12 protein-coding genes are annotated in these 14,264 nt (G+C 72.4%); 5 read left to right on the top strand and 7 right to left on the bottom strand.

The window, feature by feature from the left end; all coding sequences use genetic code 11:
- Nucleotides 1–190 precede the first annotated feature (190 nt).
- Both ACFYYR_RS20380 and ACFYYR_RS20375 read right to left on the bottom strand, forming a co-directional pair.
- Nucleotides 191–1,645 (bottom strand): amidase, encoded by a 1,455-nt coding sequence (locus tag ACFYYR_RS20380; protein ID WP_388855069.1) that lies wholly within the window; start codon nt 1,643–1,645, stop codon nt 191–193.
- Nucleotides 1,646–1,718: 73 nt separating this feature from the next.
- Nucleotides 1,719–2,786: a helix-turn-helix domain-containing protein gene (locus ACFYYR_RS20375; RefSeq protein WP_388855065.1), complete on the bottom strand. Its 1,068-nt coding sequence runs from the start codon at nt 2,784–2,786 to the stop codon at nt 1,719–1,721.
- Nucleotides 2,787–3,062: 276 nt separating this feature from the next.
- Between ACFYYR_RS20375 and ACFYYR_RS20370 the strand changes: the two genes are divergently transcribed.
- A complete protein-coding gene (locus tag ACFYYR_RS20370; RefSeq protein WP_388855062.1) occupies nt 3,063–3,410 on the top strand; it encodes a beta/gamma crystallin domain-containing protein in 348 nt (115 codons plus the stop codon).
- Between the two features lie 302 nt (nt 3,411–3,712).
- On the opposite strand, the gene ACFYYR_RS20365 is transcribed toward ACFYYR_RS20370, so the two are convergent.
- The 3 genes from ACFYYR_RS20365 to ACFYYR_RS20355 form a co-directional block, all read right to left on the bottom strand.
- A complete protein-coding gene (locus ACFYYR_RS20365) occupies nt 3,713–4,747 on the bottom strand; it encodes an isopenicillin N synthase family dioxygenase (protein ID WP_388855059.1) in 1,035 nt (344 codons plus the stop codon).
- 586 nt (nt 4,748–5,333) lie between these two features.
- Nucleotides 5,334–6,635: an acyl-CoA dehydrogenase family protein gene (locus ACFYYR_RS20360; RefSeq protein WP_388855056.1), complete on the bottom strand. Its 1,302-nt coding sequence runs from the start codon at nt 6,633–6,635 to the stop codon at nt 5,334–5,336.
- Nucleotides 6,632–7,801 carry an acyl-CoA dehydrogenase family protein gene (locus tag ACFYYR_RS20355; RefSeq protein WP_388855053.1) on the bottom strand — a complete coding sequence of 390 codons (1,170 nt, stop codon included), beginning with the start codon at nt 7,799–7,801 and terminating at the stop codon, nt 6,632–6,634. The genes ACFYYR_RS20360 and ACFYYR_RS20355 overlap by 4 nt, the downstream gene beginning before the upstream one ends.
- 46 nt (nt 7,802–7,847) lie before the next feature.
- On the opposite strand from ACFYYR_RS20355, the gene ACFYYR_RS20350 reads away from it, so the two are divergent.
- The 3 genes from ACFYYR_RS20350 (at nt 7,848) to ACFYYR_RS20340 (ending at nt 10,630) form a co-directional block, all read left to right on the top strand.
- Nucleotides 7,848–8,639 carry an SDR family oxidoreductase gene (locus ACFYYR_RS20350; RefSeq protein WP_388855050.1) on the top strand — a complete coding sequence of 264 codons (792 nt, stop codon included), beginning with the start codon at nt 7,848–7,850 and terminating at the stop codon, nt 8,637–8,639.
- A 183-nt stretch (nt 8,640–8,822) separates the two neighbouring features.
- On the top strand, nt 8,823–9,422 hold the full coding sequence (locus tag ACFYYR_RS20345; RefSeq protein ID WP_388855439.1) for a TetR/AcrR family transcriptional regulator: 600 nt from the start codon (nt 8,823–8,825) through the stop codon (nt 9,420–9,422).
- Nucleotides 9,423–9,472: 50 nt separating this feature from the next.
- Nucleotides 9,473–10,630 (top strand): acetyl-CoA C-acetyltransferase, encoded by a 1,158-nt coding sequence (locus ACFYYR_RS20340; protein ID WP_388855047.1) that lies wholly within the window; start codon nt 9,473–9,475, stop codon nt 10,628–10,630.
- Between the two features lie 225 nt (nt 10,631–10,855).
- Here ACFYYR_RS20340 and ACFYYR_RS20335 read toward each other — a convergent pair whose 3' ends face one another.
- Entirely contained in the window at nt 10,856–11,155 is a 300-nt protein-coding gene (locus tag ACFYYR_RS20335; RefSeq protein ID WP_388855044.1) for a hypothetical protein, read from the bottom strand.
- Nucleotides 11,156–11,682: 527 nt separating this feature from the next.
- Here ACFYYR_RS20335 and ACFYYR_RS20330 point away from each other — a divergent pair.
- Complete coding sequence (locus tag ACFYYR_RS20330; RefSeq protein WP_388855041.1) at nt 11,683–13,056, top strand: sporulation protein; 1,374 nt, start codon at nt 11,683–11,685, stop codon at nt 13,054–13,056.
- A 7-nt stretch (nt 13,057–13,063) separates the two neighbouring features.
- On the opposite strand, the gene ACFYYR_RS20325 is transcribed toward ACFYYR_RS20330, so the two are convergent.
- Nucleotides 13,064–13,984 (bottom strand): aminoglycoside phosphotransferase family protein, encoded by a 921-nt coding sequence (locus ACFYYR_RS20325; RefSeq protein WP_388855436.1) that lies wholly within the window; start codon nt 13,982–13,984, stop codon nt 13,064–13,066.
- Between the last annotated feature and the right edge of the window lie 280 nt (nt 13,985–14,264).

Below are 14,264 nucleotides of genomic sequence, written 5' to 3'. Positions count from 1 at the left end.
GGGCTGCGGGGCTGTTTGTGCTCGCCCCGGCCCCCGCCCCCCCCCCCCCCCCCTCCCCCCCCCCCCCCCCCCCCCCCCCCCCCCCCCCCCCCCCCCCCCCGCACCCACGACGCACCCCCGGCCGCGATCCGGCACTGCGCCGCCGGCACTGCGCCAACGGGCCTACGCCACCGGCCTCACGACACCGGCCTCACGACACCGGCCCCCTCTCCGACCGCCGCCCAGGCAGTGCTTCGCCCACCGGGCCGACGAGGCTCGGCCACCGCTCGTACCACCGCTGGTCCGCCTCCAGTTGGGCCGCCAGGGAGACCAGCATCGGTTCGCTGTTCGCCGGCCCCAGTAGTTGCGCGCCGACCGGCAGGCCGTCCCCGGTGAACCCGGCGGGGACGCTGATCCCCGGCCACCCGAGCACATTCCACGGCCACGCATACGGGCAGTGCCCGATCATCGTCCGGTCGGTGTGCCAGCCCGACAGCGAGGCCATCGCGCCGATCGCCGGGGGCGGGGTCGCCGTGGTGGGGGTGAGCACGGCATCGAAGCGGTGGAAGATCTCCCCCACCCGGGCGTGCAGCCGGGTCTCGGCGGACCGGGCCAGCCGCAGCGGGCCGCCGCCCAGCAGCCGTCCGAGCCGCATCGCGCTGCGCGTCCGGGGGTCCAGCAGCGCCGGGTCCGGGACGCGGGCCGCCCACTCCCGTACCCCGGCTGTCGCCCGGGGCACGAAGGTCAGCCCGACCGGTCCGTAGCGGGGGTCCTCTTCGAGGACCTCGTGGCCCAGGGCGGCCAGCCGCTCCGCGACGCCCGCGACCGCCGACCGCACCTCGGGGTGCAGCGACTTGGGGGTGCCGGTGAACGCCGTCCGGTACGACAGCGCGATGCGCAGTCGCCTCGGTTCCCGCTCCGCCGCGGGCAGTACGGAGACCGGGGGCGGCTGGTGGCGGTCGCCGGGGTGGCTGCCGCTCGTCACGTCCAGCAGCAGCGCGGCGTCCGCCACCGTGCGGGCCAGCGGGCCGATGCCGGTGATCCCGTTGAACGCCTCGGCGTCCGGCCAGGTGGAGATGCGTCCGCGCTGTGGCTTGATCCCGACCAGATGCGTCCAGGCCGCGGGGATCCGGACCGAGCCCGCGCCGTCCGACCCCAGTGCCGCCGGGACCAGCCCGGCCGCGACGGCGGCAGCCGTACCGCCCGACGAACCGCCGGGCGTGTGCCCGGTGTTCCACGGATTGCGGGTGTCCCCGAACGCCGGCCCCTCGGTGAACGGCCACTGCCCGAGCTCGGGGGTGTTGGTCTTGCCGACGATCACGGCCCCGGCCGCCCGCAGCCGCCGTGCGGCCTCCCCGTCCTCGGCCTTCACCGGGAACTCGCCGGGGCAGCCGAACGCCGTCGGCTCGCCCGCGACATCCATGTCGTCCTTGACGGCGACCGGCACGCCCAGCAATGGGGCGCGTTCACCGGCGGCCAGCCTCCGGTCGGCGGCCTCGGCCTCGGCGAGGGCGGCCTCCGCGCGGATCCGGCGGAAGGCGTTCAGCGTGGGCTGTGCGGCCTCGATCCGGGCGAGGGACCGCTCGACCAGCTCGCGGGACGACACCTCGCCCCGGGCGAGGGCGCGGGCTTGCTCGGCAAGTCCTTGGGGCAGGGGTCGGGACACCGGGCCACACCTCGTCTCCGTCGCTGAACCGTTCGAACGAACGGTACCGCGCGATGGTCCGCGCCGTGCGGAATCACTCCACGGGAGGTTCCGCGTGGTCGCAGTCGCGGGCGTACGCGGCCGGCGTCCGGCCGTACCGGCTCTTGAAGGCCCGGATGAAGTGGCTGCTGTCGGAGAACTGCCAGCGAGCGGCGACCTCCGCGACGCTCGGCCGTCCGGCCGGTGCGCGCAGGGCCAGTCGTGCCTGTTCGAGCCGGCGGTCGCGGATGTACCCGGCGACGGTGTCCGCGCTGCCTGCCCCTGCCCCTGCCCCTGCCCCTGCCCCTGCCCCTGCCCCTGCCCCGGTCCTGATGCTCGCGTGGTCCGCGGTGACGGTCGCGAACGCCCGGTGGAGGGTGCGCACGGAGATGTGGAGAGCCCGGGCCAGCATCGCCGGGGAGAGGTCGGGGTCGGTCAGCCGGCGGTCTATGAGGTCCTTCACCGCGCGCACCAGGGCGGCGGCCAGCCGGGGCTCGGAACCGTCGGACCGCCCGGCAGCCACGCCGCCGACCAGTTCGACCAGTGTGTTGCGAGCGGCATGCAACCCGGCCGGAGTCAGATCCGCGAGCGTCTCGTCGATCATCCGGACGTGGGCGAGGAGCATCCGCATCTCCGGGGCGTCGGCCGCTCCGGAGATCAGCCGGTCGCCCCTGAGCGGCCCCACGGCCGAGGCCGGCAGGATGAGCACCTTTGCTGCGGTGTCGCGTGCCGTCTCGTGCACGGGCGGGCCGCTGCGGTGCACCAGGAATCGCCCGGCCGGGACGGTCAGTCGGTCGACGCCGCGCCGGTCGAACCGCCAGGTGTTGCGCCGCACCACATGCACCATCACTCGGTTGTCCTCGTAAAGCGGCACGCCGCGTAAGGTCCCCAGCAGTGACGTGCTGGGCACATCGGCGATGACCGAGTCGAGCACCGTGACGGCGCGAGCGCTGATCTCGAATTCCCCGGCGCGGCCCGCGGTGAAAGCCGGTGCCGGATATTCCGCACCCGTCTGCTCCTCCCAGCCGCGCCGAAAGCTGTCGAAGCCTTCCTCCGGGGTCGTCGGTGCAGTGATGTGCATGGCGAACTCCAGCGCCTTTTCAGGCTTGTCGGCCGCAGTCATGTTTCCCCGCTCTCCTTCGTGGCGCTGATGTTCCATCGAGCTGGCGCCGGCGTCCAAGCGTGGGCGACGGCGCTCTTTCTACGCTTGACGGAGCCGACCGCGGCACGGTTCCGAACAGCGGTGCGACGTGCGGCGGATCGAGGGGAGAGTGCTTGAAAGCCCCTTCGGCGAGCGCCCGGTGGTCCTGAACCCGCCGGGCGCCACACCAGAACAGCAACACCACTCCGTGCTGCGTCATGACTGTTGCGCGGGGTGCTGATTCGGACAGGAGAAGTGATGGTTTCCGGAAAGATGAAAGCGGCCCGCATTCTGGCCACGGGACTGGCCGCAGCCGGCATGTTCACCCTGATCGGGCCGTCGGGCAGTGCTGCGGCAGACCAGGTCACCTGCCGCGACGGTGAGAACTTTCTGAAGATCTGGTCGCACGGTAGCCGCCACAACGGAGAGAGCTGCTGGGCCAACGCCGGCGTCTACAAGATCGACGGATGGGTCGACCGGGTTTCCACGGGAAACAACGACATCACGATGTACGACTTCAACGGCGCCGTGGTGGATGTGAACCGGTGGAATGACATCTCGTACCCGAACAGGCCGCTCCACATCTGGAAGTTCAGGATCAAGTAGCACGCGCCTGATCCGTAGCACGCGCGTCACATGAAGGCGCGGCAGCACGACACCGGGACGTCACCCTCGAAACGGATCCGGTGCCCAGGACGCCGACGGGACCGTCGCGGCCGGGCTGTCGTGCTGTCAGCGCTCCTGCGCGGGGACGCCGGCGCCCCGCGCAGGAGAACGCCGACGGCCCAGGTGCCCGCCCCCGCGGCGGTCACCGGCAGGGGGGGCGTCGGCGAGGCCGCACACAGCGGCCACGGTGCGGCGGACGAGCCGGTCGCGCGCTCGTCCGCCGCACCGCGGAGAACCCGGTCTCAGGCGCCGATCTTCTGCGATCCCGCCGAGGACAGTTCCGCCAGCAGGCCGGCGTGGTGGCGGCGGGCGACCCGGGGGTGGGCCCGGAGCCAGCCCTTCAGCTCGTTCCGGCCGAACTCCGCGAACAGCGGGTTCGCCGGGTCCCGGGTGACGCCCGGCGCGCTCCGGGCGTGCGGGAACGGCAGCGGGTCGATCCGCGCGTCCAGCCGCGGGTTGTAGAAGAACGGCACGGAGAAACGCTCCCGGTTCCCGGGCGGGCTCACCACCCGGTGGTTGGTGGCCTTGAGGTAGCCGTTCGTGGCCACCTCCAGCAGCTCGCCCAGGTTGACCACGAACGCCCCCGGCAGCGGCGGCACATCGTGGAACCGGCCGTCCGCCCGCTCCACCTGCAGCCCGCCGATGTCGTCCTGGAGCAGCAGGGTGAGGAAGCCGTAGTCCTTGTGGGCGCCGACCCCCTGATCCGCGCCGTCGGGCGCCCGGCCCGGGTACCGCACCATCTTCAGGTGCAGATGCGGCCGGTCCCCGAAGGCGTCGTCGTAGAAGCCGGGCGGCGCCCCGATGGCGGCCAGCAGTTCGTGCAGCAGCCGGGCCGCGACCCCGCTGAGCCGGTCGATCCAGCCGAGGGCCGCGGTGCGCAGCTCGGGCAGGGCGTCCGGCCACTGGTTGGGGCCCTCCAGCCACCAGTAGCCGGGCTCGCCGGGGGCGGGGACGTGGGCCGGGCGCTCGGCGCCGATGTCGAGCTGGTCGCGCCAGTCCCGGGAGCCGCCGGTGTGCTCGTCGCCGGTCCGGGTGTAGCCCCGGAAGTGGGGTGAGCCGAGGTTGGAGACCGCCAGCCGGTCGGCCTCGGGAAGAGCGAAGAAGGACCGGACGGCGCCGGTCAGGGCGGCCGTCTCGGCCGCGGTGACGCCGTGGCCGGTCAGTTGGAAGAAGCCGACGTCGTGGGCGGCCGCGTGCAGGTCGGCGTGGAGCCTGGCCCGGGAGGCGGGGCCGCGGTCGGCGGCCGACAGGTCGATGACGGGAAGCTGAAGCGACATGGGTGATCCGCAGGGTGTGAGCCCGGTGGCACCGGCGGTGGCCGGGGCGGACCGCGACAGACCGGGGTAACCGGCGCAGCACGGGACCGGGGCGGTGGTCGGGAAGGGTGGAGCACGGCCACCCCGCGCGGGACGGGCAGCGCGCCGTGGTGCGGCGCGGGCGGGTCGGGCGGCGCGGGGCAGGGGCCGGAGGAGATCAGCCGGTGCGGCGACAGGACATGCTCGTGACGCGCAGCAGATCCACGTGGCGGCGTCGCACGAGCAGAGGCATGCCATGGAGCGTACTGCGCCCGCCGGGAAAAGGCGACGAGAGGGCAGGGGCCGGCGGGGAGGGGGCCGGACGGCAGTCCTGGGGCCCGGCCGCGGCGCGGGGGCTGCCCTGCGGGCGCCCGCACCGCAGGGACGACGGCGGCTCAGGGCCGCAGCGCTGCCGCCGCCCCGCACCCGTAGAACACGACGAGCGGGCTACCGGCCCACCGGTGAGGCCGCCGGAGTACCTGCCGCGCCGGGCTTCCGAGGCCCCGCTGAGCCGGGCCCCGGAGTGGGAACGGCGAAGGCGGCCGCACCCGAAGCGGCGACCCGCGGGCTACCGGCCGACCGGTGAGGTCGCCGCGGCACCCGCCGCACCGGACTCATGAGCTTCCGCCGAGCCGGAGTCCCGGACTTCAGCCGAGCCGGGCTCTCGAGCACCTGCCGCGCCGGACTCTGAAGCTTCCGCCGAGCCGGGCCCCAGGGCTCCCGCCGAGCCGGGCCCCGGAGCGGGAACGGCGAAGCCGCCCACCACGGCCCCGCGCACCACCGCCGCCCGGCAGTCCGCGGGCGTGCCCCACGCGGTGCGCAGCGCGCGGGCCTTGCGGATCCACAGCGACAGCTCGAACTCGTCGGTGTAGCCGATCGCCCCGTGCAGTTGGAGCGCCGTCCGCGCCGCGGCGTACGCGGCCTCGCCCGCGCTCACCTTCGCCGCCGCGACCTCCGCCGCGACCTCCGCGGCACTGCTCGGTGCCTCCGCGGCCAGCGCCACCGCCGCGCCGTGCAGCAGCGGGCGCGCGAACTCCAGGGCGATCAGCGCGTCGGCCAGCCGGTGCTTCACCGCCTGGAAGGAACCGACCGCGCTGCCGAACTGATGCCGCTGCTTCACATAGGCCACGGTGCGCTCCACCAGCGCGAGACCGGTGCCCAGCGCCTGGGCGGCGGTGGCGAACGAGGCCCACTGCGCGGCCCGCGCGGCGGCGTCCCGCACCGCCGGGCCGCTCGCCAGCGGCTCGCCCGCAGCCGGCCGGGCCAGCCGCCGGGCGGGATCGAGCGACGGCTGCACCGGCCCGTGGCCCGTCGCCAGGCTCAGCACGTCGCCGTCGACGACGAACGTGGCGTCGGAGCTGTCGGCGTCCAGGGCGTACGGCCCGCCCCCGGGCGCGCAGAGCGTCACCCGGGTCTCCCCGGACGCGATCCCCCGCAGCTGCGCCGAAACGGTGCCCGGGAGCTTCGCCGAGCCGGTGCCCGGCAGCCGCGCCGAGACGGAGCCCGACAGCTTCGCCGAGCCGGTGTCCGGCCGCCGGCTCGCGGCCGGTCCGGGCCCGCCGTCCTCGGCGAGCAGCCCGAGGAGCACCGCGGCCGCCACCGTTTCGACCACCGGGCCCGGCACCGTGTGCCGTCCCAACTGCACGAACGCCACGGCCAGTTCCACCGGCAGCCGGCCCGAGCCGCCGTACTCCGCGGGAACGGCCAGCCCGAAGACCCCCGCCTCGCCGAGCCGCGACCACAGCGCGCCGCCCGCCCGGTGGTCGCCCGCGGCCCAGGCGCGTACCGCCGCCGGGGTGCCGCTGCCGCGCAGCATCCGGTCCAGGGTGCGGTCGAAGTCGTTCCGGGCGTCGTCGAGGAGGAACCTCACCGTCGTCCCTTCGGCAGGCCGAGCAGCCGCTCGGCGATGATGTCGCGCTGGATCTCATTGGTGCCCGCGTACAGCGGTCCCGCGAGGGAGAAGACATAGCCCTCGGCCCACCCGCCGTGCGCCGGGGCGTCCCCGGCCTCGTCCGACAGCTCGCCCTCCGGCCCGAGCAGGTCGAGCGCCGTCTCGTGCAACGCCAGATCCAGCCCCGACCAGAACACCTTGTTGAGGCTCGACTCGCTGCCGATCGTCTCACCCGCGGCCAGCCGCGAGGCGGCGGCGTAGGTGAAGAGCTGATAGGCGCGGGCGCCGATCACCGCGTCGGCGACCCGGTCGCGCAGCGCGGTGTCCGCCGGGTCCGCCCGCTCCCGCCACAGCTCCACCAGCCGGGCCGCGGCGGCCGTGAACCGGCCGGGGCTGCGCAGCGTCAGCCCGCGCTCGTTCCCCGCGGTGCTCATCGCGATCTGCCAGCCCTGGCCGGGCGTGCCGATCACGTCCTCGTCCGGCACGAGGACGCCGTCGAGGAAGAGTTCGGCGAAGGCGGGCTTGCCGTCCAGCCGGCCGATGGGCCGGACGGTCACCCCGGGCGCGTCCAGCGGGAACATCAGATACGTCAGCCCCCGGTGCGGCCGGCCCGCCGCCGGGTCGCTGCGGAACAGCCCGAAGGCGCGGTCCGCGAACGCCGCCCGCGACGACCAGGTCTTCTGCCCGTCGAGCCGCCGCCCGCCCGCGACCGGCTCCGCCGTGGCCCGCAGCGACGCCAGGTCCGATCCGGCCTCCGGCTCCGACCAGGCCTGGGCCCAGATCACCTCGCCGCTCGCCATCGCCGGCAGGATCCGGGCCCGCTGCTCCTCGGTGCCGTACTGGAAGAGCGTGGGGGCGAGCAGGCTGACGCCGTTCTGTCCGACCCGTCCCGGGGCCCCGGCCGCGTAGTACTCCTCCTCGAAGATCAGCCACTCGGTCACCGAGGCGCCCCGGCCGCCGTACTCCTCGGGCCAGGTGACGACCGACCAGCGGTCCGCGAACAGGGTGCGCTCCCACTCCCGGTGGGCGGCGAAGCCCTTCTCCGTCTCCAGGGAGGGCAGCGGAGCGGCGGGCACATGGGCGGCGAGCCAGGCACGGGCCTCGGCGCGGAAGGCGTTCTCCGCGGAGGAGAAGGCGATGTCCACCAACACTCCTTCCCTAACAAGTGTTTGGTAGGTTAGCGTAACGGTCATGACCCCCGCGACCCCGCCCGCCTACGTACCGGGCCACCGGCTGCTGGAGGGGCGCACGGCCGTGATCACCGCCGCCGCGGGCGCCGGGATCGGCGGGGCCACCGCGCGCAGGTTCCTGGAGGAGGGCGCCCGGGTCGTCATCGGCGATGCCCACGCCCGCCGGCTCGCCGCGACCGCCGACGCCCTCGGCGCGGAGTTCGGCACCGACCGGGTCGCCGGGCTGGCCTGCGACGTCACCGACGAGGCCCAGGTCGCCGCCCTGCTCGGCCTCGCCGAGGAGCGGCACGGGCACCTGGACACCGTGGTCAACAACGCCGGGCTCGGCGGCACCGCCGAGCTCACCGAGATGACCGACGAGCAGTGGGGCCGGGTCCTCGACGTCACCCTGAACGGCACCTTCCGCTGCACCCGCGCCGCCCTGCGCCGGATGCGGGCGGCCGGGCGCGGCGGTGTCGTCGTCAACAACGCCTCCGTCGTCGGCTGGCGAGCCCAGCGCGGCCAGGCCCACTACGCCGCCGCCAAGGCCGGCGTCATGGCCCTGACCCGCTGTGCGGCCGTCGAGGCGGCCGACTACGGCGTGCGGGTCAACGCCGTCTCCCCGAGCCTCGCCATGCACCCGCACCTGGTGAAGGTCACCACGCCCGAGCTGCTCGCCGAGCTCACCGAGCGCGAGGCGTTCGGCCGCTGGGCCGAGCCCTGGGAGGTCGCCAACGTGATCGTCTTCCTGGCGAGCGACTACTCCTCGTACATGACCGGCGAGACTGTGCCGGTCAGCAGTCAGCGGGCGTGAGACGACAATGAAGGTGTGCCGAAGAGCAGTGGGCCGCACAGCGGCGAGAAGACCAGCACCCGCGGCGGCGGGCAGACCACCGCACGCAGCGGCGGACGGACCGGCGGCGCTCCGGGAGGCGAGGGAGAGGCCGCGCGCGGCAGCGGGAGCGCCGGGGCGCGCGGCGCCGGACGGGCGACCGCGGTGAACGCCTCACCGGAGCGGCGCCAGGAGCTCCTGGACACCGCGGCCGAGGTGTTCGCCGCCCAGGGCTACAACGCCACCACCGTCCGCCGGATCGCCGACGAGGCGGGGATGCTCGCGGGCAGCCTCTACTACCACTTCGACTCCAAGGAGTCGATGCTCGACGAGATCCTCTCCACCTTCCTGAACGAGCTGTGGGCCGGGTACGACGCCGTGCTCGAAGCCGGGCTCGGCCCCCGGGAGACCATCGAGGCCCTCGTCACCGAGTCCTTCCGGGAGATCGACCGGCACCGCGCCGCCGTCGCGATCTACCAGAAGGAGGCCCGGCACCTCGCCGACCAGCCGCGGTTCGGCTATCTCGCCGACTCGCAGCGGAAGTTCGAGAAGGCGTGGCTCGGGACGCTGGAACGCGGCGTCGCGGACCGGGCCTTCCGCGCCGATCTCGACGTCCGGCTCACCTACCGCTTCGTGCGCGACACCGTCTGGGTCGCCGCGTCCTGGTACCGGCCGGGCGGCCTGCACAGCCCCGAGGAGATCGCCCGGCAGTACCTCTCGATGGTGCTGGACGGCATCGCCCTGGGGAGCGACCAGCAGCCCTGACCCGGGCCCCGGGCCCGGACAGCAGCCCTGACGACGAAGGAGCAGCAGCCATGGCCGAGGCCTACATCGTCGACGCCGTACGGACCCCGGTCGGCCGGCGCGGGGGCGGACTCTCCGCCGTGCACCCCGCCGACCTCGGTGCCCAGGTGCTGACCGCGCTGATGGAGCGCACCGGGATCGACCCGGCCGCCGTCGAGGACGTGGTCTTCGGCTGCCTCGACACGGTCGGCCCGCAGGCCGGCGACATCGCGCGCACCGCCTGGCTGGCCGCGGGCCTGCCCGAGGAGGTGCCGGGCGTGACGGTGGACCGGCAGTGCGGCTCGTCCCAGCAGGCGCTGCACTTCGCGGCGCAGGGCGTGTTGTCGGGCACCCAGGACCTGGTGGTCGCGGGCGGCGTGCAGAACATGTCCCAGGTGCCCATCGCCTACGCCAGCCGGCAGGCCACCGAACCGCTCGGGCTCACCGAGGGCCCGTTCGCCGGATCCGAGGGCTGGCGGGCCCGCTACGGCGACCGCCCGGTCAGCCAGTTCCTCGGCGCCGAGACGATCGCCGCCAAGTGGCACATCTCCCGGCAGGACATGGAGGAGTTCGCCCTCCGCTCCCACCAGCGGGCCGTCCGTGCCATCGACGAGGGGCGCTTCGACCGCGAACTGGTGCCCTGCAGCGGTGTGACGACGGACGAGGGCCCCCGGCGCGACACCTCACTGGAGAAGATGGCGGCCCTGAAACCCCTGGTCGAGGGCGGCCGGCTGACCGCCGCGGTCTCCTCCCAGGTCTCCGACGGCGCCTCGGCGATCCTCATCGCCGGCGACCAGGCGGTACGGGACCACGGCCTCACCCCGCGCGCCCGGGTCCACCACCTGTCGGTCCGCGGCGAGGACCCGGTCCGGATGCTCACCGCCCCGATCCCCGCGACGGCGTTCGCCCTCAAGAAGACCGGACTCACCCTGGACGACATCGACCTGGTCGAGATCAACGAGGCCTTCGCGCCCGTGGTCCTGGCCTGGCTGAAGGAGACCGGCGCCGACCCGGAGCGCACCAACGTCAACGGCGGCGCGATCGCCCTGGGCCACCCCCTGGGCGCCACCGGCACCAAGCTGATGACCACGCTCCTCAACGAACTGGAGCGCACCGGCGGACGGTTCGGCCTCCAGACGATGTGCGAGGGCGGGGGCCAGGCGAACGTGACCATCATCGAACGTCTCTGACGCGACGGTCGTCGAACGTTTCTGAAGGCCGCCCGGGGATCGTCGGTCTACGGGGCGTCGCGAGCGGTGCGGGGTGGTGCCTGCTCATTGCGGCAGACGTCACCCCGGCGTCGATGTGCTCTGACCAGCAGACACGCAAGGGTCTGACCAGTGGTCGCGCCTTTCGCGTGGGCGTCGTCCTCAGGGTGACGACATTGCTGTCCCGAACGCGAGCCGCGCCCCGCCCTATCCGGGTGGCATGTCATGAGTCCTGGGCAGCCGTTCACCCCGGCTCTCGGCCACCCTCAGAGCATCCCGCAGGGCTTCGGTCAGCCGAGCGCTCAGGTAGCGGAGTTCCCAGGCGTTGGTCTTATCGGCTTCGAGGATTCCGACGGCGTGGCCGAGCAGGACAGCACCGGCTTGCAGCTGTGCTTCCTCCATTTCGTCGGCGAGTCGGGAGAGGTGACTCGCTCCGTCGTCGGTCACCAGATAGGAACGCTGTCCCGACGAACCCAGCCAGGGGAGAAGCCGAGCGTTGTCATTCACCGAGTCACCGCCATCCGCTGCGGGACGCACATCGAAACCGCGCACTGGTCATGCTCCGTATCGCGTTCCAGCCGCTGCTCGAAGACGGAGTGATGGGGACCCCAGTGACAGATGACCGTGCCGCGGATCGACCTCCAACCGCAGGGGCAGTGGTCATCGGCATCCCCGGGACCATCGCCGCCTCGCGCGTACGGCCGGCCCACGGCCGGGCCTGAGATCACCGCGCGATGGGGTGGTGGAGCGGGGAGCAGGGGACGAGGCGGCGATTCGAGAATCCCGCCGAGGTGGCATCGCACATTGACCTTCTTCCATCGGGTTGGCCCCGCCCTGGCGCCGTGCGCCCGCAGAGTGCCTTGCCTCGTCAGTCAACGACCGTCTTCGGCGATGCGGCAGCGTTCACAGAGGGGTTCACATGAACGCCGGAGGTTCGTGTGCCCACCCGAGGGGGTTCATGACGAACCCCCTCCGACGGCCACCCGGTGTGTCACGATGAGCACTTGCCGTGACGCCGGGGGTGTCAACACCACGTGAACAGGAAGCCGAACCGCCTCTTGGCGACCGTCATGGCGGAGGCGGGAGTGTCGAACAAGGGATTGGCCAAGCGAGTCCGTGAAGTCGCGGAGACGCATGGTGAACGCCTGGGGACGACACATGTCGCCGTTCAGCGATGGTTGGACGGGCGGGGTATCCAGCGGCAGACGGCCGTATACGTTGCCGAGGCGCTGAGCGCCAAGTTACGGCGGAGGCTCACGCCGCAGGAATTGGGGTTCGCCGCATCCGGCCCGAGTCCCACTCCTGCCGTTGGCTCGGGCTACGCAGGGTCGCTGACCGAGACGCTGAGCACGCTGGAAGCGCTTACTCATCAGTGTCCGGAGGATGGGCCGTCGCAGGAACCTCAGGCCCCCGACGCGGATGCGTACGCCGTGGCACTCTCGTGGCTCGTCTCCCGTCCCGACGGTGTGCCTCCCGGAGCCCCCGCCGCTCGTCGGGTCGGCATGCGAGACCTTGTCGCAGTCCGGACCGCCGCCGGATTCTTCATGCAACTGGACTTCCAATTCGGTGGCGGACATGCACACAAGGCGTTTCGCCACTACTTCCGCGAAGATGTGCTCCCACTGCTGGGAGCCAACTACAGCGCTGAGGTCGGCCGGGCACTCTTCACAGCTGCATCGGAGATGGCTCAACTTCTGGCCTGGAGCGCCTACGACAGCGGAAACCACGTCCTCGCCGACCGCTATCTGGCGTCGACACTGCGACTGACTCAGGTGGTGGGCGACCGCATGATGGGCGCACGCATTCTGACCAATATGAGCCATCAGGCCAACTATCTGGGCCAAGCGACTCGTGCCCTGTTGCTGGCCCGTGCATCCGTGGAAGGCGGCAAGACGGCCTCAACGCCTCGTGCGTTGGCGTTGTTCACTGCGCACGAGGCCCGTGCGCTGTCGGCTGTCCGGGACTGCCCAGGGGCCTCCCGTGCGATGAACGAGGCCGAGAGGTACTTCGAGCAGGCCGATAGTGCCGACGATCCCGACTGGCTCTCCTACATGGGTGAAGCAGAGCTGACGGGCGAGTTCTGCCACTGCTTCCTTGACCTCGGGCAGGGCGCCGAAGCCGTTCGTTTCGCCGAACGCGCTGTTGGCCTCACCGATCCCAAGTACGCCCGCACGCTCGGGTTCTGCCGGATGGTGCTGGCACGGAGTCACCTGTTGAACGGCGACCTCGAAGCCGCCGTGGCGACCGCCGGGCTCGCTGTCGAAGCGGGAGACACCCTCCAGTCGGCTCGGTTCCGGCGGTACGTACGTGACTTCCGCCGCGAGGTGTCCACCCACGCGGCGCACCCTGTCGTTCGCGAGTTCTCTGAACGTGTACGGGACGCCATGAGCCAGTTAAGTGATGAGTAGCCGAGGGTCACCCCGGGCTCCAGTTCCGCAGGGCGTCCTCATTCCGGAGTGAGGAGATGCGGCGGGTGTATTCTGCCGCCGTTTCAGCGCTCTCGGACACGTTCTGCATGAGCCACGTCGTCATGTTGAACTCCTGCACGGCCCGCAGGACGGGAAAGCCCGACCAGGTGCCGAGATCCCGCCCATATGCGCCGAGGAAGGCGCCGTACTCTTCCTCGGTCTGCCACCCGAGGCTGTGATGCTCTGTTGCGGTGACCATCAGGTCCCACTCGGGGAAGTCGAAGCTGAATCGCTCCAGATCGATGAGGATCACCCGGCCGTTCCGGTCCACCATGAGGTTCTGTACGTGAGCGTCCCCGTGCACGGGCCCCTTCTCGGATTCGAACCGCAGGTCTTCCAGCCGATCCCGAAGCTCACATGCCCGTTTGCGCAGGAACGCCCGGTCACCCTCCGGTATGCCGACTGCCGTGTCGATCCGGTGCTCGGTCCGGTCCAACGCCGAGTACGGTGGGAGGGACAGATGCTCCGGCGGAGTGAGCGAATGAAGGTCCCGGAGAACGGCTCCGAGTTCCCCGTATGTCGCTCGCCGATCATCCCCGTCAATCACGTGCCAGAACGTCACTGGATGACCCTCGAAGAGCATGGGTTGCTCCATGTCATCGATCACGCGAGTGACGGGGAAGCCCTCACCTGAGAGCCAGCGTGACACCTGAACCTCGCCATATGCCGAGGCCAGGTACTCCGTCGAGCGTGCGATACGCACCACCACGGGATGGGCCGCCAGCCGGAACAGCGCGTTCTCTCCGAAGCGGATCAGTCGTGCTCCCTCGCTGTCGAGCCGCGCCTGTCGACATGCCGCGACCAGCACTTCGGCCGCGCGAGCCGAGCTGAACCCCTCTCCCGTTCTCCGATCGGCGTCAGACCGCATGCCCGTACCCACTTCCTCAGCACCGCCCACCGTGTGCCGTCGGCCGGCTTGACCGCAGGCGGCACGGAACGTCAAGGCGAAGGTACCCATCGGACGTTCTTCCTGCTGCCCGGATCAGCCGTCTCGCGGTGGACGACTCCTGTCCGGGCGGGTGTCCTCTTCGTGACGGGCTAGGCCCGGGGCGACGGCGCGACGGGCCGGACTGGCGAGGTTCGGAGCCCGCGCTTCACGTTCGCTGTCGCTTGCCGTCCACCACAAGTGGGCCAGATCGCGCTCCCGC

It is taken from the genome of Streptomyces sp. NPDC001922 (assembly GCF_042891165.1).
Lineage (GTDB): Bacteria > Actinomycetota > Actinomycetes > Streptomycetales > Streptomycetaceae > Streptomyces.
This window is presented reverse-complemented; position numbering and strand designations above follow the sequence as displayed.